We start from the raw sequence: 18,254 nt of genomic DNA, 5'->3' as shown, positions 1-18,254 counted from the left end.
GGCAACCTCCAGGATACCACAGCGGGAATGCGCTAAGGTTCGCGCCCCCTGCACCGTCAGACCGTCCCGCGCGCGAGCGGGGCGGGCCGTGCGGCGCAGGCGCGTGCCCCTAGAATGGTGACGGATCATCACGTGAATTTTCTGGAGGACCCGTGAAATCGCGCCTTGCTGCGTCCATCGCCCTCAGCGCCCTCGTCATCGTCGGCGCCACCGGGTGCGCCGGGATCACTCCGCAGGCGACGACCATCGACTACTCGGCCTCCGACGGCGCGAACGTGCCGAAGAGCGGTCCGATCGAGGTGCGCAACGCCTTCGTCGTCGTGGACGAGGCCGGCACGCTCGGCAACCTCGTCGCCGGTCTGGTGAACACCACCTCCGACGCCCAGACGATCCACATCTCGATCGGGGACGGCCCCGGGCAGAGCGTGCGCATCCCGGCGCAGAAGTCCGTCAGCCTCGGCGGCGACGACGCGCAGCCGATGACCTTCGAGAACCTCGACACCAAGGCCGGGGAGACCATCGAGGTCTACTTCCAGTCCGGTGACGCCGAGGGCATCAAGTACGCGATCCCGGTGCTGGACGGCACCCTCCCCTACTACTCGACGCTGGTCCCGACCCCGCAGCCGAGCCCGACCACGAAGCCCGTCGCGCCGGCCGTCGAGGTCACCCCGACGCCCAGCGAGACCCCGGTCGGCTGAGCCCTTCGTCCTCCGCAGAGAGCCCCCGGATCCGTGAGGATCCGGGGGCTCTCGCGTATGCGGAGGGTTCGCCCGCAGGCGGCGGGTTCAGCCCTCGAAGCGGTAGCCGAGTCCGCGCACGGTGACGAGCATCACCGGCTCGGACGGATTCTGCTCGATGCGCGAGCGGATCCGCTTGATGTGCACGTCGAGGGTCTTGGTGTCGCCGAAGTAGTCGCTCCCCCAGACCCGGTCGATCAGCTGGCCGCGGGTGAGCACCCGACCGGAGTTGCGCATCAGCACCTCGAGCAGCTCGAACTCCTTGAGGGGCATGTTGATCACCGCGCCGTCGACCGCGACGGTGTGCCGGTCGAGGTCGACCGTGACGCGACCGCCCTCGAGGATCCGCTCGTCGACGTCCTCCTCGGCCTGCACGACCCGGCGCAGCACGGCGCGCATGCGGGCGAGCAGCTCGCGCGACGAGTAGGGCTTGGTGATGTAGTCGTCGGCGCCGAGCTCGAGCCCCACGACGATGTCCACCTCGGAGTCCTTGGCGGTGAGCATGATGATCGGCACGGCGGAGCCGGTGCGGATCTGCCGGCACACCTCGGTGCCAGGCATGCCCGGCAGCATCAGGTCGAGCAGGACGATGTCGGCCCCGCTCTCGCGGAACAGCGCGAGAGCGGTGGGGCCGTCCTCGGCGATCTCGACCTCGTAGCCCTCCCGGCGCAGCAGGTACGCGAGCGGGTCGGCGAGGTCGGGTTCGTCTTCGACGAGGAGGATGCGGGTCATACGAGTTCTCCGGTATCGGTGCGGATCGGGTCCGTGGTCGTCGCGGGCGACGCGGCGAGGCGCGCGGCCTTGCGCGCCTGGCGCTTCTTCTTGTCCTTCTTGGGCTTCTTGCGCTTGCCCCCGTCGTCCTCGACATCGGGCGCCGCGATCTGCGGCAGGCGCATGGTGAAGGTGGATCCGCGACCGGGGCGCGACCACAGCCGCACCTCGCCGCCGTGCCGCTGGGTGGCGTGCTTCACGATCGACAACCCGAGGCCGGTGCCTCCGGTGCGGCGCGACCGGGCCTCGTCGGCGCGGTAGAAGCGCTCGAAGATGCGGTCGCGGTCGGCCTCGTCGATCCCGATCCCCTGGTCCGAGACCGAGATCTCGACCACGCCGTCGTCGACCCGCACGCCGACGCCCACGCGGGATCCGCGCGGCGAGTAGACGATCGCGTTCGCGATGAGGTTGCCGACCGCCTCGATCAGGATCTGCGCGTCGCCCTGGACCCAGGCGCCGCGGTCGCCGCCGCGGGTGAGCTCGACGCCCGCGGACGCCGCCTGCACCGCGTGCCCCTCGACGCTCGTGGCGATCACCTCGTCGATCGCGACGGGGCCGAAGGCGCCGAGCCCATCGGCGGACTGCAGGCGGGAGAGGCTCATGATGCGACCGGTGAGCTGGCCGAGCCGCGCCGCCTCGGCCTGGATCCTGGTGGCGAACGCGCGCACCTGGGCGGGATCCTCCGCGGCCGACTCGATCGCCTCCGCCAGGAGGCTCACGGCGCCCACCGGGGTCTTCAGCTCATGACTCGTGTTGGCGACGAAGTCGGTGCGCATCTGCTCGAGGCGCTCCTGCTCGGTGACGTCGCGGATGATGAGCAGGCTCAGTCGGGGCCCGATGCGGCTCGCCCGCGCCGCGACCAGGCGCGGATCGAGGTTGCGCCCGCCGCGCGTCAGGCGCAGCGTGCTCGTCTGCGAGCCACCCTCGCGCACGGAGCGCACGAGCTGGCTCAGCTCGGGGTTCTCCAGGACGGCGCCGACGCCGATGCCGAAGCGCGCGGCGGCCGTGCTCGCGGCCGTGACGAGTCCCGACGGATCCACCGCGCACGCGGCGTCGTCCATCGCGGCCAGGACGTCGGTGAGGCCGTCCGGAAGCTCGGTGGACGCCTGCTGCTCGGCGGCGGTCCGCGCCCGCATCGCGGCCACGATCATCGCGGCGATGCCTGCGCCGATCGCGACACCCAGCCCGAGGGCGAGGAGGGCGAGCAGAGTGCTGTCCATGGGTCCAGCGTAGAGGTCGTTCACCCCCCGGATCCGCGGGTTCCCGCCTCTCGCACCCCCTGGCGCGCTAGTGTTCACGAGGACGGCACCAATCGTTAACCTTCGCCGAAGAGAATCGCCACGTGCGTGTCACGACCGTGACGGGCACTGTCCCGTGCCCGCTCCGCGGGCCACCGTGCGACTCAGACCATCCGGTGCCCCGGGTCACAGAACGAAAGGTGCGCAGCCATGCGCGAAGTCTTCCACCAGTCCCTCGAGCACCTGCAGTCGCAGCTCGTCGAGATCGCCGACCTCGTGGCCGTGTCGATCGAGAAGGCCACCCGCTCGTTCGCGACCAGCGATGTCGCCCTGGCCGAAGAGGTCATCGCCGACGACGCCCGCATCGACGAACTCGCGGTGGCGCTCGACGAGCAGGCCATCGAGATCCTCGCCCGCCAGCAGCCGGTCGCCCGCGACCTGCGCATCGTCGTCACCGCGCTGCGCGTGAGCGCGTCGCTCGAGCGCATGGGCGACATGTCGGAGCACATCGCCCAGCTCGCGCGGCTGCGCTTCCCCGAGCGCGCCATCCCGAAGGGCCTGAAGGGCACCTTCACCCGCATGGGCGAGCTCGACGTGGAGATCGCGCGCACCCTCGCCGAGCTGCTCCGCACGCAGGACCTGCGCTTCGCGGACACCATCCGCAACGCCGACGACGACGTGGACGAGCTGCACGCGAGCGTCTTCGAGAAGGTGCTCAGCGACAACTGGAAGGGCGAGGCGGGCGCGACGGTCGACGCCACCCTGGCCAGCCGGTACCACGAGCGCTTCGCCGACCACGCGGTCGCCGTCGCGAAGAAGGTCGTCTACCTCGCCACCGGCGACTGGGCCATCGACGAAGAGGACATCGCCCTCGCGGTCGAAGCCCAGCACGAGGCGGAGTCCGGATCCGGCCACGCCTGACCCCTCGCGTCGAAGATCCGCCCCGCCATCCGGTTCGGGGCGGATCTTCTCGTTTCGGGGCCCAGACCGTCAGGGGCGCGACCGGGGATCCCGGGCAGGAAACGTCCCGGAACGACGGATCCCGCCCCGCCCGGCTCAGAGAACCGGTCGAGGCGGGATCGACGTCTGCGGGGTTACTTCTTGCCCTGGTTCGCCACGGCGGCGGCGCCGGCGGCGGCCGCCTCGGGGTCGAGGTAGCGGCCGGGACCGGTGGGGACGTTGTTCTCGTCGAGCTCGTAGACCAGCGGGATCCCGGTGGGGATGTTCAGCTCGGCGATGTCGTCGTCGCTGATGCCCTCGAGGTGCTTCACGAGTCCGCGCAGCGAGTTGCCGTGCGCCGTCACGAGCACGGTCTTGCCGGCCTCGAGGTCGGGCACGATCGCCGAGGACCAGTACGGCAGCAGCCGGTCGATGACGAGCTTGAGCGACTCGGTGCGCGGGACCTCGCCGTCGATGCCCGCGTAGCGCGGGTCGTTGACCTGGCTGTACTCGCTCGCGTCGTCGAGCGGGGGCGGCGGCACGTCGAAGGAGCGGCGCCACAGCTGGAACTGCTCGGGACCGAACTCCTCGAGCGTCTGGGCCTTGTCCTTGCCCTGCAGAGCGCCGTAGTGACGCTCGTTGAGCCGCCATGAGCGGGTCACGGGGATCCACAGCCGGTCGGCGGCGTCGAGCGCGATGTTCGCGGTCTGGATCGCGCGGCTGAGCAGCGAGGTGTGCAGCACGTCGGGCAGGATCCCCGACTCCGCCAGCAGCTCGCCGCCGCGGCGGGCCTCGTTCTCGCCCTGCTCGGTCAGGCGGACGTCCACCCAGCCGGTGAACAGGTTCAGTTCGTTCCATTCGCTCTGCCCATGACGGAGCAGGATGAGGGTGCGCGTCATGCTCCCAGCCTACGGCGTGCGCCGCACCGCTCCGAAGCCGGGGTCCTCGCATGACGGACATCGCTTATGCGACGCATAGCAGGCGCACAGGCCCGCGTCCGCTCGCCCCGAGAGGATCCTCCTGACAGCCACGAGAGGATCCGGACATGAGCACCTTCCCCGACCCGACCCGCACCCCGGACGGCCCCGCGTACGAGGGTCGCCTGCTCGACCGCCCCGAGGAGGAGGTCGTGGATCAGGGCGCCCCGTTCGACATCCGCACCCTGATGACGCGTCGCACGGTGCTGAGCCTCGTCGGCCTCGGGGCGGGCGGAGCGGTGCTGGCCGCGTGCACGCCGATCGCGTCGGGCGCCGCGTCGACGGCGACCTCGAGCGCGGTCCCCACGGTCACCAGCACTCCCGCCGCCTCCGCGTCGTCGGCCCCTGCCTCGGCGGTTCCGGCCGCGGAGATCCCCGACGAGACGGCGGGCCCCTACCCCGGCGACGGCTCGAACGGCCCGGATGCGCTGACGGACTCCGGCATCGTGCGGCAGGACATCCGCTCGTCGATCGGCGGCGGAACCACGGCGGCCGGGGTGCCGCTGACGTTCTCCCTGAACCTCCTCGACATGGCGAACGGGGATGCGCCGTTCGCGGGCGTGGCCGTCTACGCCTGGCACTGCGACGCCGCGGGCGGATACTCGATGTACTCCTCGGGCATCCAGGGCGAGACCTACCTGCGCGGGGTGCAGGTCGCCGACGCGGACGGACGCGTGTCGTTCACCTCGGTCTTCCCCGGCTGCTACTCCGGTCGGTGGCCGCACATCCACTTCGAGGTGTATCCGAGCGCCGCGGCCGTCACGGACGCGGCGAACGCGATCGCGACCTCCCAGCTCGCGCTGCCGCAGTCCGCGTGCGAGGCCGTGTACGCGACCGCGGGCTACGACGGATCGGCCCAGAACCTCGCGCAGACCTCGCTCTCCTCCGACAACGTGTTCGGCGACGACGGCGGGGCGCTGCAGATCGCCGCGCTGACCGGGGACGCCGCGAGCGGCTTCACGGCGACGCTGACCGTGCGCGTGGACACCCGGACCGCGCCGACCGGCGGATCGATGGGCGGCGGACCGCGCTGACCGGCGCGGGCTAGAGCCCGGTCGGCGTGCTCTTCGCCGCGGGATCCAGGTCCTTCCGGTACCAGCGGTCGGCGTACGGCTCGGCATTGAACGCCTCGACCGACCGGAAGCCCAGGCGCTCGTACATCGCGCAGGCCTCCACGAGGTCGGAGCGGGTGTTCAGCCGGAGCGTGCGCGCGCCGTGATCGCGAGCAGCCTCCTCGAGCGCCAGGATCAGCCGACGCGAGATCCCCTGCCCCCGCGCCGCCGGCATCGTGAAGACTTTGGTGAGTTCGGCATCGTCACCGACGAAGCGCGCCCCGGCGCACGCGACCACGTCGCCGCCGTCCCGCGCCAGGAGCAGGATCCCGGTATCGCCCTGGAGGTCCTCGTACGGCTCGTCCGCGAGCGCCCTGTCGCGCTCGCCGTCCGTCGCGGGTCTGCCGTGATAGCGCGAGACGACCTCGGCCAGATAGGTGCGGACGATCCCGTCTGCATCCGCTGTCCCGGGGATTCCGACCTCGATCGTCTGCATGGGGATCAGCCTAGGGCGACGGACCGGGCAGGATGGTTGCATGGCGTCCTCTCCGCTCGGCCGGCCCACCCGCGGCACGACCGGCACCAACCGGCTGCGCCGCAACGACCGCTGGATCGCCGCGTCGCCCGCGTTCCGCCGCGCGGCGGATCCGCTCGTGATCGACCTCGGCTTCGGGGCGAGCGGGGTGACCGCCTTCGAGCTCGCCACCCGGCTCGTCCGGGTGCGTGCGGAGGCGGAGGTGCTCGGGCTCGAACTGGATCCGGCACGCGTCGCGACCGCGCGGGCGCAGCTCGCCGAGCTCCGCAGCGGCGCGGGGCACTTCGCGGCCGACCTGCCGGTGTCCTTCGCGCGCGGCGGGTTCGAGGTGCCGCTGCCCGACGGCCGGCGGCCCGCGGTGATCCGCGCCATGAACGTGCTGCGCCAGTACGACGAGGCGGACGTGCCGGACGCGTGGGCGCGGATGGCGTCGCGCCTCGCGCCGGGCGGGATGCTCGTGGAGGGCACGTGCGACGAGATCGGCCGCATCGCGAGCTTCATCGACGTCGAACCCGACGGCGTCGCTCAGCGTTTCACGCTGTCGCTGCGGCTCGCGGATCTGGAACGGCCGTCGATCGTCGCCGAGCGCCTGCCCAAGGCCCTCATCCACCACAACGTGCCGGGCGAGCGGATCCACGCCCTGCTCGCGGATCTGGACCGCGAGTGGGAGCGCGCCGCGCCGCTGTCCACGTTCGGCGCGACCCAGCGGTTCCTCGCCGCGGTCGCCGCCCTCCGCGACGCCGGGCATCCCGTGCTCGGAACGCGCGCCCGCTGGCGCCTCGGCGAGCTGACGGTGCCGTGGAGCGCGGTCGCACCGGCCTGAGCGGTCTGCACATCGAGGCACGGGAGCGGGTTCCGCACAGATTCCGCACGACGCCCGCCAGGGGTACAAGTGCCCGTCTATGCTGGCCCTCATCACGATGGACGCCCACAATGGAGGCATGTACATGTCCACGGACACTCTCGCGCTGATCGGCAGCGGCCTCGGCGGCCTGCTGACCCTCGGTGTCGCGATGTTCGCGGGCTTCGCCTGGGTGATCCGCCGGATCGACGCGGTCGAGTCGAAGCTGGCCAGCAGGATCGACTCGGTCGAGCAGAGACTCGACGCGAAGATCGACGCGGTCGAGCGGAACCTGTCCGATTTCCGGACGACCGTCGAGCATGAGTTCACCGACGTCAAGGTCGCGATCGCCCGCATCGAAGGCCCCCGCCCGCGCCTCATCGTCGAGCGATAGACGCCGGCCGGACAGGACGACCGCGTTCCGCGAAACGCCGAACCGTCCGGTGCGGCGGGCTCACATCCGCTCGTACCAGGCGCGGGCGATGCAGAACACCCCGTATGCGACGAGCCCCGCCGCCACCGCGCAGAGCAGCACGGGCCCGAACGGCAGTGCCGTGATGTCGCGCAGCGCGGCATCGAGTCCGGCCGCCTTGTGCGGGTCTCTCGTGATCGAGGCGATCACGAACAGCAGGCCCGTCACCACCACGGCGACGCCCTTCCCGAGATAGCCGACCACGCCGAAGACCTCGATCGCCGCCTTCCGGGTTCCGCGCGGCACGCGGAGCTCCTTCGTGAACGAGCGCGTGATCGCACCGACGATGAAGCCTCCGCCGATCGCGGCGACGGCCAGGCCGATCACGGTCAGCAGTATTCCGCCGCCCGGAGCCGAGAGGATCCGGCTGCTCAGGGTTTGCGAGCTCTGCGAGGCGTCCGTGCGCCCGCCGACCGCGTACACGATCGCCGTCCCAGCGAGGACGAGGTAGGCCGCGGCGACGCCCAGATTCTTGATCCGTCGACCCCACCTCGTCGTGCCCCCGGGGCCGGAGGTGAGGAAGGCGTCCGCGATCCGCCAAACGGCGAGCGCGGCGAGGGCGAGGGCGACGATGAGGAGCACGAGCCCACCGATCGCGTTCTGCCGGAGCTGCTGCATCGCCCCGCCCTGGTCGGCGGTGCGCGCGTCGCCGCCGACCGCGACGGAGACGGCGATCGCCCCGATCAGGATGTGCAGGACGCCGAGCACGGCGAATCCGATGCGGGCCGTGCGCCGGAGCGCCGGCGAGTCCCGGGTCGACCGTGCCGCGTCCTTCGCCCGTTCGGAGGCGTCCTCACCCGTGTCCATCCCGGCAGGGTAGACGACGCGATCCGGTCGAGACAGCGGGTTGCGTCCGGGGCGGCCGCTGTGCATCGCCCTGTTTCGGGGCTCAGCCCTCGGGGAACGCCGCGCCGGTCAGACGCAGCAGCGGGCGCGCCTTGACCACGGTCTCCGCATACTCCTCGTCGGGGTCCGAGAGCGAGACGATCGCCCCGCCGACGCCGTAGTCGAAGCCGCCGTCGTGCGCGACCAGGGTGCGGATCACGACGCTGAGGTCCACGGACCCGTCGAAGGAGAAGTAGCCCAGCGCGCCGCTGTACAGCCCACGAGGGCCGTCCTCGAGCCGATCCAGGATCGCCATCGTGCGCAGCTTCGGCGCGCCGGTCATGGATCCGGGAGGGAAGGCCGCCCGCACGCACGCCACGGGGCTGTCGGCGAGCCGGGAGCGGACGGTGCTGACCAGCTGATGGACCGTGGCGTAACTCTCCACGCGGAACAGGCCGTCCACCTGCACGGATCCGAGGTCCGCGGTGCGCCCGAGATCATGGCGGACGAGGTCCACGATCATCAGGTTCTCCGCGCGGTCCTTCTCCGACGCGGCGAGCTCCGCGCGGATCCGCTCTTCCTCCTCCGGGGTGCCGCCGCGCGGACGGGTGCCCTTGATCGGACGGGACTCGACGGCGCCGTCCGCCGTGATCCGCAGGAACCGCTCGGGCGACGTGCTCAGCACGCTCACCCCGCCGATGCGCAGGAACGCGCCGAACGGCGCCGGGTTCTGCGCGCGCAGGGCGAGGTAGGCGGCCAGCGGATCCCCCGCACCGGGGGCCGCGGCGTGCAGCAGGTTGGTCAGGCACGCCTCGTACGTCTCCCCCGCCGCGATCTCCTCCTGCGCCTCGGCGATGAGCCGCAGATACTCGGCGCGCGAGTGCCGGGCCGAAAGCGCGACCGGGGGCGCGACGAGCGGATCCGGTGCGGTCCCGTCGGGCGGGGCCTCCTCGAGGGCGGCGATCTCGGCCGTCGTCCTGGTGATCCAGTCCTCGTCGTCGAGGGCGAGCAGATGGATCCGCTCCTCCTCGTGGTCGACGACGAGCGCACGGTCGAGGCGGACCAGCGCCGCATCCGGCGTGGCCGCGCGCCGCCGATGCGGGGAGCCGCACTCCGCGCGCAGCTCGTAGCCGAGCGCTCCGACCCAGCCCAGGGCGAACGGGAGGTCACTCACCTCGGTCGCGGTGACCGCGAGCTCGGCATCGAGCCAGTCGAAGAAGCCCGTGCGCAGCACACGCTCCTGCGCACCGTCGCGGACCGTCACCGTGCCCGCCTGCACGTCCGCGATCGCGGTCGGCAGATCCCCGCCGCCGAGGATCGAGTACCGCGCGCGGGGATCCCCTGGACGGTTCCCGTCCAGCCACACGGCCTGCGTCGCATCGCCGAACAGATCGGTGAACAGCGTCTCGGTCGTGACCCGCAGCGGCAGCGTGCGTCGCCGCAGGGCGCGTCGCGCGACCGGAGCGCGAGACACGGGCGCCGAGGACGCAACCACAGGAGCAGGCTTCGTCAGCGGCGCCGCCGTCGCCCGCACGAACGCCGCGAAGTTCGCCATCATGTGCGTGCCGTCGAGCGTGCCGATCGACTCGGGATGGAACTGCACACCCCACAACGGCAGCTCGCGGTGCCGGATCCCCATGATGACGCCGTCGTCCGCGCGGGCCGTGACGACCAGCTCGTCCGGGACGTCGTCGATCATGAGCGAGTGGTAGCGCACCACCTCGACGGGCGACGGGAGCCCCTCGAAGGGGCCCGTGCCGTCGTGCGCCACCGGGGAGGGCCTGCCGTGCCGCGGTTCGGGGGCGCGCCGCACCGCGGCGCCGAAGGCGTGTCCGAGCCCCTGGTGTCCGAGGCACACGCCGAGCAGCGGGATGCGCCGCTCGGCCGCGATCCGGATCGCGTCGGCGCAGATCCCGAAGTCCTCCGACACCCGGGGATCCCCCGGCCCCGGCGAGAGCACGACGGCGTCGAACCGGTCGAGCACGGACGGATCCCACTCCGCCCAGTCGTTGTGGACCACGACGGGGGCCTGGCCGGCGGTCGCCGCGATCTGGTGCACGAGGTTGTACGTGAACGAGTCGTAGTTGTCGATCAGCAGGATGCGCAGCGGCCGGGGTTCCCCGTGCTCCGCTCCCGGGGCGGCATCGGCCCCCGCGCTCTCGATCTCCGAGCCCACCGGCGGCACCGCGTCAGTGCGCGTCGCGCGGATCCGGCGCGGACGGACGGCGGGAGAGCCGTGTCAGCCGGGGGATCTCCGCCGTCGCTCCGGCATCGCCGGGGACGATGACCTCCTGCGCGGCCGCGATGTCGCCGTCCGGCGTGCGCACCACGAGGTCGCCGATCGGAGCGCGCCGGGACAGGATCGCCAGCGCGATCGGGCCGAGCTCGTGGTGCCGCGCGGCCGAGGTGATGTGCCCGACCTCGTCCTCCGCACCGTCGGGCCCTACCGCCAGCACCGGGGCGCCCACGTCGGGCAGCAGGCTCTCACTGCCGTCCAGGTGCAGGGCCGCGATGCGACGGGGCGGATGCCCCAGGTTGTGCACCTTCGCCACGGTCTCCTGCCCCCGGTAGCAGCCCTTATTCAGGTGCACGGCGCTGCGGATCCAGTCGGTCTCGTGCGGCAGGGAGCGCTCGTCCACCTCGGCGGCCCAGCGGGGGCGCCAGGCGGCGATCCGCAGGGCCTCCGCGGCGAGCGCGCCGGCCCAGACCGTCCCGGAATCGGCGGCGAGCGCGGCGGCGGCGGACTCGTCGAGCACGGCGGTGCGCCAGTGATAGTCCGACCCGGGGTGCTCACCCACGTGGTACTGATGCCCGCCGGGCTGAACGGTCGGCCACGGATCCGTCCAGACGACGGCCTGTCCCTGCGGGGCGAGTGCGGCCCGCTCCGCGCGCTGCTCGGCGTCCGCGCCGGCGAAGAATCCGACGAGGAGCAGTTCCGGTCGCACCGCGACCTTCACATCCGCGCGGAACACCATGCGCTGCAGCCAGGTCGCGAGCGGCGCGGCATCGGCCGTATCGGCGATGAGCCACGTCGAGGAGCCGTCGTCGAAGACCGCGGCGACGTGCTCGACCCGCCCCTGCGGATCCAGCACGAGCAGCTCCGTGCTCTGCCCGGCCTGCAGGCGCGCCACGGACTGGCTGGTGATCGAGTCGAGCCAGGTGAGTCGTTCGGATCCGGTCAGCTCGATCACCGTGCGGTCGCCGAGCGGTACCAGCGCCTCGCCGCGCTCCAGCGCGCGCTGCTCGCGGATGGGATCCCCGAAGTGCGCGGCGACGTCGCCCTCGGCGATCGCCCCGGCCAGGGGCGGGAAGCCGGCCATGGTCAGACCTTCGCCAGCCGCGCGGACGCGTGCGAGCCCAGTCCCGCGCCGAGCGCGGCGATGTCCCAGGCCCAGAGCAGGTGGCCGTCGACGAGACCGTACATCCGTGTGGCGGCGCCGTACTCCTTGGCGCCTTCGGCGCGCACCACGGCGTCGGTGGCGATGTCGATGCGCGGTCCGTCGATGCGGCCGAGGTAGAGCTCGAGCATGCCGTCCGAGTGCACGATCGACACCTCGATCGCGAATCCGCCCTCGGGCCGTCGCAGCGCTTCGACGTCATCGACGGTGCGCTCAGCGGTGCGGGCCTCGCGCGGAGGGAGCAGGCCGGGCCCGGCGTCCTGCGCGTCGGCGGGACGCGCCAGGCGCCAGAATCCCGTCTCGGCCACGAGCGCCACCGGCTCGCCGTCCTCCGGGGTGAAGGTCGCGGTCGCCGCGTAGTTCAGGAACGGCCCGCCGTCGTGGCTGAAGCTCACGCGGTGCGCGAACTCGCCCCGATAGCAGTGCGCGTCGTCGTCGCCATCGGGTCCTGGGACCTCGTAGTCGATGACGCCGGTGCCCTCCCAGACGCCGAGCAGCCAGGACAGCGGCACGATGTCGGCGGGCAGGTCGGAGGGCAGATCGAGCACGCGCAGCCTTCTCTCTCAGCAGTCGTCGCGAGGCCGGCGCTGATCAGCGCTGGCCGCGGAACAGGTTGACCAGGACGGCCCCTGCGCAGAAGGTGATCGCGAGCCCCGCGAGGACCAGCAGGCCGACGAAGAAGAGTTCGAGCGCGACGATGTCCATGCCACTACTCTATGCCGTCCGCAGCCCGTGCCGCGCCGGTCGGCCGCGCGGTGACGGATGCGGGTTCAGGCGCCGAACAGCGCCGCGATGCCGAAGCCCGCGGAGACGATCCCCATCACCAGCAGCGCGCCGAGGCTCCCCGCGGAGACGCGCAGGATGAAGCCGCGGGTCTCTCCGCGGAGGAGCTGCACCGCGAAGGACAGCAGCACGCAGATCCCGAACCCGATCGCGTACCAGGTCATGAGCAGGGCGTCGGGCGCGACGATCCCGATCAGGATCGCCCCCACCGCGGCGACGGCCCAGGTGACGGCGAGCCCGACGAAGGGACTGCGCGGAGCGAGGACGGGATCGGCCATGCGCCCATTGTCACCCATCCGCGCTGTGCGTGCGGTCCTGAGTAAGGTGTCAACAGGAAAGGATCTGCGTGGCGCAACTGCTGGTTCTGACGTCGTCTCCCGCTGGGGCGCCGGTTCTGCCCGCCCTCGAGCTGCTCGGCCACCGGGTCCGCACGATCCCCGCGCAGCCGGCGGAGCTCGTGACCGCACCCGACGCGGATGCCGTGATCGTGGATGCGCGCACCGACCTCGTGGCGGCCAAATCGCTGTGCACGCTGATCCGCACCGCGGGCCTGCGCGGGCCGCTGCTGCTGGTCGTCACCGAGGGCGGGATGACCGCCGTGAACGGCGAATGGCGCATCGACGACGTGCTGCTCACCGGGGCCGGCCCCGCCGAGATCGACGCCCGCATCCGGCTCGCCCTGTCCCGTGACGCGCCGTCCAACGAGCCCGTCAAGGTGCAGACATCAGGGCTGACGATCGACGAGCAGTCGTACTCCGCCAAGCTGCGCGGCACCCCGCTGGATCTCACGTACAAGGAGTTCCAGCTGCTGCACTTCCTCGCCACGCACCCGTCCCGGGTCTTCACGCGCGAACAGCTGCTCAGCGAGGTCTGGGGCTACGACTACTTCGGCGGCACCCGCACGGTCGACGTGCACGTGCGGCGGCTGCGGGCCAAGCTCGGCGATCAGGAGCACATCATCGGCACCGTGCGCAACGTCGGCTACCGTTTCAACGTCGACGAGGACGAGGTCCGCCCGGTCGCTCCCAGCGCCCGCTGACGGCGCTCCCGCGACGGTGGGATCCGCCCCCGCGAGCGGACCGCGGATCCGGATCCCGACGCGTTCACCTGCAGGCAACATCATCCTGCAATGATGGGCGCATGATCGATCCCGCACTGGCAGACTCCGGACTCGGCGATGCCGAGGACGACGACTTCGACGAGCTCATCGCGCCGGACGACTCCCTCCTCCCGGAGAACCGGTACCTCGACCGCGAGCTGAGCTGGCTGGCGTTCAACCAGCGCGTGCTCGAGCTCGCCGAGGACGAGACGCTTCCCGTGCTCGAGCGGGCGAACTTCCTCGCGATCTTCGCGAGCAACCTGGACGAGTTCTTCATGGTGCGCGTCGCCGGCCTCAAGCGCCGCATCGTCACCGGCCTCGCCGTGCCCACCAACGTCGGCCGCGCGCCCGCCGACGTGCTGGCCGACATCTCCGCGGATGCGCACATGCTCCAGCGACGCCATGCGGCCGCATGGACCGGGATGGTCCGCCCCGCCCTCGCCGCCGAGGGCATCACGATCGTGGACTGGGACGACCTGGACGGCGAGGCCAAGGCCGAGCTCACCGACTACTTCCAGGCCAACGTCTTCCCCGTCCTGATGCCGCTCGCGGTGGATCCTGCGCACCCGTTCCCGTACATCTCGGGGCTATCGCTGAACCTTGCGATCCGGATCCGCAACGCCCGCACCGGACGCCAGGAGTTCGCGCGCCTCAAGGTGCCGCCCATGCTGCCGCGCTTCGTCGAGGTGCCCTCGACGGACGGCGAGCTGCGCTTCATCCGGCTCGAGGAGCTCATCGCGAACCATCTCGACGACCTGTTCCCCGGGATGGAGGTGCTCGACCACCACGCGTTCCGCCTCACCCGCAACGAGGACGTGGAGATCGAGGAGGACGAGTCGGAGAACCTCATCCAGGCGCTCGAGGCCGAGCTGCTGCGCCGCCGCTTCGGCCCGCCGATCCGCCTCGAGATCACCGACGACATGGACGACGTGACGCTCGACCTGCTCCTCAGCGAGCTCGACATCACCGATCAGGAGGTCTACCGCCTCCCCGGGCCCCTCGACCTGCGCGGCCTGTTCGGGCTGGGCCGGATCGATCGCCCCGATCTGCGGTACACCCCGCACGTGCCCACCACCGCGCTCGCGTTCAAGCCCGGCGCGAACGAGCGCATCGACATCTTCAAGGCGATCCGCAAGGCCGACGTGCTCGTGCACCACCCCTACGAGTCGTTCACGACGAGCGTCGTGGCGTTCCTCGAGCAGGCCGCGCGCGATCCGCACGTGCTCGCCATCAAGCAGACGCTGTACCGCACCTCGGGAGACAGCCCGATCGTGCAGGCGCTCATCGACGCCGCCGAGTCCGGCAAGCAGGTGCTCGCGCTCGTCGAGGTGAAGGCCCGCTTCGACGAGGCGAACAACATCGTCTGGGCGCGCAAGCTCGAGAAGGCCGGCGTGCACGTCGTGTACGGCCTGGTCGGGCTGAAGACGCACTGCAAGCTGGTCAACGTCATCCGCGAGGAGGACGGCGTGCTGCGCAGCTACAGTCACATCGGCACCGGGAATTACAACCCGAAGACCAGCCGCATCTACGAGGACTTCGGTCTCTTCACCGCCGACCCGCAGGTCGGCAAGGACCTCACCCGGCTGTTCAACGAGCTCAGCGGCTACGCCATCGAGAAGAAGTTCAAGCGCCTCCTGGTCGCACCGTTGCACCTGCGCAAGGGCCTGCTCCGCCAGATCGAGAAGGAGCGCGAGAACGCCCTCGCCGGAAAGCCGGCGCACATCCGCATCAAGGTGAACTCGATGGTGGACGAGCAGATCATCGACGCCCTGTACCGGGCGAGCGCGGCCGGCGTCCCCGTGGACGTGTGGGTGCGCGGCATCTGCAGCCTGCGGACGGATCTGCCCGGCATCACCGACAACATCACGGTCCGCTCGATCCTCGGCCGCTACCTCGAGCACTCGCGCATCTTCGCGTTCCACAACGACGGCGATCCGCAGGTCTTCATCGGCAGCGCCGACATGATGCACCGCAACCTCGACCGTCGCGTGGAGGCGCTCGTGCGGGTCACCGATCCCGCGCACATCGACGAGCTGCTCGCGTTCTTCGACCTCGCCCTCTCCCCCGACACGTCGTCCTGGCACCTGGGAGCGGACGGCGTGTGGACCCGGCGCGCGTTCTCCGAGGTTGGCGCTCCGCTCGTCGACCTGCAGGATAGGACCATGTCGCAGATCCAGCAGCGTCGCAGGGCCAGGGCGGTGCGATGACCCCCAGCTCCCTCGGACCCTCCACCGCCACCGCGGACACCACGGGTGTCACGGTCGTCGCCGATCGCCCGGACCGCGCCGTGTACGCGGCCGGCGGTCTGGTGTGGCGCGTCTTCGAGGACAAGCTGCGTATCCTGCTGATCCATCGCACGAAGTACCGCGACGTGACCCTCCCCAAGGGGAAGGTCGACCCGGGCGAGATGCTCGCGGAGACCGCGGTGCGGGAGATCTTCGAGGAGACTGGGATCCGCGTCTCGCTCGGCGCTCCGGTCGGCGTCTCGCGGTACACGATGGCCAACCGCAAGCAGAAGGTCGTGCACTACTGGGCCGCCGAGGCCACCGACGAGGCCGTGCGCGCGTCCGCGTTCGTGCCCAACCGGGAGATCGCCGCCCTCGAATGGGTGAGCCTGAAGAAGGCGCGCGCGCGGCTCAGCTACCCCGTCGACGTCGAGATCCTGGACGCGTTCGCGAAGCTCGTCGACGACGGCGCCCTGCGCACGTTCCCGCTGGTCGTGCTGCGGCATGCGAAGGCCGCCAACCGCGGCGTGTGGCTCGGATCCGATGCGTCGCGCCCGCTGACTCCGCGCGGCCACGCCCAGTCGAAGGCGATCGTGGGACCCCTGCGGGCGTTCGGCATCGAGCGGATCGTGTCGAGCGACGCCCGTCGCTGCGTGGAGACCGTGATGCCCCTGTCCAAGGCGATCGGGCACAAGGTCCGCAAGACGGAGCTGCTCAGCCAGGACTCCTGGGAGGAGGGGCTCTCGGATCCGCGCACCGTGATCGGCAAGCGGGTGCGCTCCGGCAGGCCCGCCGTCCTGTGCAGCCACGGACCGGTGCTGCCCGACATCATGCGCGAGATCGCGCTGGCGACCGGCACCATGCACGGCTCCTATCTCGGCAGCGCCTCCGCGCTCGAGGTCGGGGCGTTCAGCGTCGTGCATCTGAGCGCCACCAACCCCGGATCCGGCATCATCTCGATCGAGACGCACCTGCCGAAGATCTGAACGGGCGCAGACGGTCGTTCACCCCCCGTTTACCTTCGATCTTTGATCGCGTAACGACCGGCGCATATCGTCTGGCGTGGCCCTGCACCAGGGCACACTCGACACAGCGAAGGACTTACATAGTGAAGCTCAACCGCATCACCACGATCGGCGCAGCCGGCGTGCTCGCCGCCATCGCGCTCGCGGGCTGCTCCTCGACGCCCAGCAGCACGAGCAGCGACTCCCCCTCTGCGGCACCGACCTCGAGCGCGATCACCTCGAAGGTCGACGCATCGCTGACCGGCACCATCACCTCGGGCGGCTCGAGCGCTCAGGCGAACGCGCAGGCCGCGTGGACCGCCGCGTACAACGCGCAGGTCAAGGGCGTCACCATCAACTACGACAAGTCCCAGGGCTCGGGCGGCGGCGTCACCAACTTCCTCAGCGGCGCGTACGACTTCGCGGGCTCCGACTCGCCCCTGAACGCCGACCAGACCACGCAGTCGAAGGCTCTGTGCACCGAGGGCGGCATCAACATCCCCGTCTACCTCGACGGCGTCGCGATCGCGTTCAACATCCCCGGCGTGACCGACCTCAAGCTCAGCGGCGAGACGATCGCGAAGATCTTCGCGCTGCAGATCACCGACTGGTCCGACCCGGCCATCACCAAGGACAACGGCAAGGCGCTGCCCGCCGGCAAGATCACCACGGTGGCGCGCTCGGACGGCTCGGGCACCACGGCGAACTTCACCAACTACCTCGCCGCCACCCAGAAGAGCGTCTGGACCTTCCCCGCGGGCAAGGACTGGCCGGTCGAGGGCGACGTGTCCAAGCAGAAGGGCGGCTCGGGCGTCGTCCAGGCCGTCGAGGCCGGCACGGGCACGATCGGCTACGCCGACCACTCCGCGATCGGCAAGCTCGCCAGCGTCTCGATCCTGCAGGACGGCAAGGCCGTTCCGTTCAGCGCCGAGGCCGTCTCGAAGACCTTCGAGGTCGCCGCGGTCGACGCCTCCAACGGCGTCAAGGGCGACCTGTCGAAGAAGTTCGACTACTCGAAGCTGACCGCCGAGACCTACCCGATCCCGCTGGTCTCCTACGCGATCGCGTGCACCACCTTCAAGACCCCGGCCCAGGCCGCGCTCGTGAAGAGCTACATCGGCTTCATCGACAGCACGCTCGGCCAGCAGGTCGCCGTGAAGAACGCCGGTGCGGCGCCGCTCCCGGACTCCGTCCTGAAGGCGGCCCAGGAGTCGCTCGCGACCATCAAGTAAGCATCAGGCCGGCCCGGGTCGGCTCTTCGGAGCCGACCCGGGCTGGGCAGGGCCGCCGACCCGATCGGAGGCCCTGCCGAGTTTTCGTGCTGGCCCGATCCCTCCTGCCACAGGCCGGAGCACAAA

The 18,254-nt window shown here is 71.1% G+C and carries 18 protein-coding genes; 9 read left to right on the top strand and 9 right to left on the bottom strand.

The features are described 5' to 3' along the window. Window positions 1-152: 152 nt before the first annotated feature. Window positions 153-698, top strand: coding sequence for a DNA modification methylase (locus B7X32_RS08220; protein WP_292718396.1), 546 nt, complete (start codon window positions 153-155; stop codon window positions 696-698). Window positions 699-785: 87 nt separating this feature from the next. On the opposite strand, the gene B7X32_RS08215 is transcribed toward B7X32_RS08220, so the two are convergent. Together B7X32_RS08215 and B7X32_RS08210 are read right to left on the bottom strand one after the other, a co-directional pair. Continuing rightward, on the bottom strand, window positions 786-1,469 hold the full coding sequence (locus B7X32_RS08215) for a response regulator transcription factor (protein ID WP_292718395.1): 684 nt from the start codon (window positions 1,467-1,469) through the stop codon (window positions 786-788). Then, the gene (locus B7X32_RS08210) at window positions 1,466-2,728 is read right to left on the bottom strand and encodes an ATP-binding protein (RefSeq protein WP_292718394.1); all 1,263 of its coding nucleotides are present in this window, start codon (window positions 2,726-2,728) and stop codon (window positions 1,466-1,468) included. The genes B7X32_RS08215 and B7X32_RS08210 overlap by 4 nt, the downstream gene beginning before the upstream one ends. A 228-nt stretch (window positions 2,729-2,956) precedes the next feature. Between B7X32_RS08210 and phoU the strand changes: the two genes are divergently transcribed. After that, a complete protein-coding gene (gene phoU, locus B7X32_RS08205; RefSeq protein ID WP_292718393.1) occupies window positions 2,957-3,667 on the top strand; it encodes a phosphate signaling complex protein PhoU in 711 nt (236 codons plus the stop codon). A 173-nt stretch (window positions 3,668-3,840) separates the two neighbouring features. Here phoU and B7X32_RS08200 read toward each other — a convergent pair whose 3' ends face one another. Beyond that, the gene (locus tag B7X32_RS08200) at window positions 3,841-4,584 is read right to left on the bottom strand and encodes a phosphoglyceromutase (RefSeq protein WP_292718392.1); all 744 of its coding nucleotides are present in this window, start codon (window positions 4,582-4,584) and stop codon (window positions 3,841-3,843) included. Window positions 4,585-4,730: 146 nt separating this feature from the next. On the opposite strand from B7X32_RS08200, the gene B7X32_RS08195 reads away from it, so the two are divergent. Then, complete coding sequence (locus B7X32_RS08195) at window positions 4,731-5,696, top strand: intradiol ring-cleavage dioxygenase (RefSeq protein WP_292718391.1); 966 nt, start codon at window positions 4,731-4,733, stop codon at window positions 5,694-5,696. A gap of 10 nt (window positions 5,697-5,706) precedes the next feature. Here the strand turns inward: B7X32_RS08195 and B7X32_RS08190 are convergent, their stop codons facing one another. Further along, complete coding sequence (locus B7X32_RS08190; protein ID WP_292718390.1) at window positions 5,707-6,210, bottom strand: GNAT family N-acetyltransferase; 504 nt, start codon at window positions 6,208-6,210, stop codon at window positions 5,707-5,709. A 40-nt stretch (window positions 6,211-6,250) separates the two neighbouring features. On the opposite strand from B7X32_RS08190, the gene B7X32_RS08185 reads away from it, so the two are divergent. Then, on the top strand, window positions 6,251-7,072 hold the full coding sequence (locus tag B7X32_RS08185) for a class I SAM-dependent methyltransferase (protein ID WP_292718389.1): 822 nt from the start codon (window positions 6,251-6,253) through the stop codon (window positions 7,070-7,072). Window positions 7,073-7,190: 118 nt separating this feature from the next. Next, window positions 7,191-7,484, top strand: coding sequence for a hypothetical protein (locus tag B7X32_RS08180; protein ID WP_292718388.1), 294 nt, complete (start codon window positions 7,191-7,193; stop codon window positions 7,482-7,484). Between the two features lie 60 nt (window positions 7,485-7,544). On the opposite strand, the gene B7X32_RS08175 is transcribed toward B7X32_RS08180, so the two are convergent. The 5 genes from B7X32_RS08175 to B7X32_RS08155 form a co-directional block, all read right to left on the bottom strand. Further along, window positions 7,545-8,369 (bottom strand): DUF1206 domain-containing protein, encoded by an 825-nt coding sequence (locus B7X32_RS08175; RefSeq protein WP_292718387.1) that lies wholly within the window; start codon window positions 8,367-8,369, stop codon window positions 7,545-7,547. An 82-nt stretch (window positions 8,370-8,451) separates the two neighbouring features. Continuing rightward, a complete protein-coding gene (pabB, locus tag B7X32_RS08170; protein ID WP_292718386.1) occupies window positions 8,452-10,563 on the bottom strand; it encodes an aminodeoxychorismate synthase component I in 2,112 nt (703 codons plus the stop codon). 13 nt (window positions 10,564-10,576) lie between these two features. After that, a complete protein-coding gene (locus B7X32_RS08165) occupies window positions 10,577-11,707 on the bottom strand; it encodes a folate-binding protein (protein WP_292718385.1) in 1,131 nt (376 codons plus the stop codon). A 2-nt stretch (window positions 11,708-11,709) separates the two neighbouring features. After that, window positions 11,710-12,333: an FABP family protein gene (locus B7X32_RS08160; RefSeq protein ID WP_292718384.1), complete on the bottom strand. Its 624-nt coding sequence runs from the start codon at window positions 12,331-12,333 to the stop codon at window positions 11,710-11,712. Between the two features lie 222 nt (window positions 12,334-12,555). Continuing rightward, the gene (locus B7X32_RS08155) at window positions 12,556-12,846 is read right to left on the bottom strand and encodes a hypothetical protein (protein ID WP_292718383.1); all 291 of its coding nucleotides are present in this window, start codon (window positions 12,844-12,846) and stop codon (window positions 12,556-12,558) included. 68 nt (window positions 12,847-12,914) lie between these two features. Here B7X32_RS08155 and B7X32_RS08150 point away from each other — a divergent pair, with 68 nt between their 5' ends. From B7X32_RS08150 to B7X32_RS08135, 4 genes are all read left to right on the top strand, one after another. Further along, window positions 12,915-13,607, top strand: a complete 693-nt coding sequence (locus B7X32_RS08150) for a response regulator transcription factor (RefSeq protein WP_292718382.1) — start codon at window positions 12,915-12,917, stop codon at window positions 13,605-13,607. A gap of 101 nt (window positions 13,608-13,708) precedes the next feature. Further along, on the top strand, window positions 13,709-15,874 hold the full coding sequence (locus B7X32_RS08145; RefSeq protein WP_292718381.1) for an RNA degradosome polyphosphate kinase: 2,166 nt from the start codon (window positions 13,709-13,711) through the stop codon (window positions 15,872-15,874). Beyond that, window positions 15,871-16,878 (top strand): NUDIX domain-containing protein, encoded by a 1,008-nt coding sequence (locus B7X32_RS08140; RefSeq protein ID WP_292718378.1) that lies wholly within the window; start codon window positions 15,871-15,873, stop codon window positions 16,876-16,878. Before B7X32_RS08145 ends, B7X32_RS08140 begins: the two co-directional genes overlap by 4 nt. Before the next feature lie 122 nt (window positions 16,879-17,000). Beyond that, the gene (locus tag B7X32_RS08135) at window positions 17,001-18,128 is read left to right on the top strand and encodes a phosphate ABC transporter substrate-binding protein PstS (protein ID WP_292718377.1); all 1,128 of its coding nucleotides are present in this window, start codon (window positions 17,001-17,003) and stop codon (window positions 18,126-18,128) included. The last annotated feature ends 126 nt before the right edge of the window (window positions 18,129-18,254 follow it).

It is taken from the genome of Microbacterium sp. 13-71-7, from assembly GCF_002257455.1.
Classification (GTDB): domain Bacteria; phylum Actinomycetota; class Actinomycetes; order Actinomycetales; family Microbacteriaceae; genus Microbacterium.
This window is presented reverse-complemented; position numbering and strand designations above follow the sequence as displayed.

Coding starts and splice junctions, on each gene's coding strand:
- B7X32_RS08215 (WP_292718395.1), bottom strand. CDS start 1,469: ATGACCCGCATCCTCCTCGTCGAAGACGAACCCGACCTCGCCGACCCG.
- B7X32_RS08210 (WP_292718394.1), bottom strand. CDS start 2,728: ATGGACAGCACTCTGCTCGCCCTCCTCGCCCTCGGGCTGGGTGTCGCG.
- phoU (WP_292718393.1), top strand. CDS start 2,957: ATGCGCGAAGTCTTCCACCAGTCCCTCGAGCACCTGCAGTCGCAGCTC.
- B7X32_RS08200 (WP_292718392.1), bottom strand. CDS start 4,584: ATGACGCGCACCCTCATCCTGCTCCGTCATGGGCAGAGCGAATGGAAC.
- B7X32_RS08195 (WP_292718391.1), top strand. CDS start 4,731: ATGAGCACCTTCCCCGACCCGACCCGCACCCCGGACGGCCCCGCGTAC.
- B7X32_RS08190 (WP_292718390.1), bottom strand. CDS start 6,210: ATGCAGACGATCGAGGTCGGAATCCCCGGGACAGCGGATGCAGACGGG.
- B7X32_RS08185 (WP_292718389.1), top strand. CDS start 6,251: ATGGCGTCCTCTCCGCTCGGCCGGCCCACCCGCGGCACGACCGGCACC.
- B7X32_RS08180 (WP_292718388.1), top strand. CDS start 7,191: ATGTACATGTCCACGGACACTCTCGCGCTGATCGGCAGCGGCCTCGGC.
- B7X32_RS08175 (WP_292718387.1), bottom strand. CDS start 8,369: ATGGACACGGGTGAGGACGCCTCCGAACGGGCGAAGGACGCGGCACGG.
- B7X32_RS08165 (WP_292718385.1), bottom strand. CDS start 11,707: ATGGCCGGCTTCCCGCCCCTGGCCGGGGCGATCGCCGAGGGCGACGTC.
- B7X32_RS08155 (WP_292718383.1), bottom strand. CDS start 12,846: ATGGCCGATCCCGTCCTCGCTCCGCGCAGTCCCTTCGTCGGGCTCGCC.
- B7X32_RS08145 (WP_292718381.1), top strand. CDS start 13,709: ATGATCGATCCCGCACTGGCAGACTCCGGACTCGGCGATGCCGAGGAC.
- B7X32_RS08140 (WP_292718378.1), top strand. CDS start 15,871: ATGACCCCCAGCTCCCTCGGACCCTCCACCGCCACCGCGGACACCACG.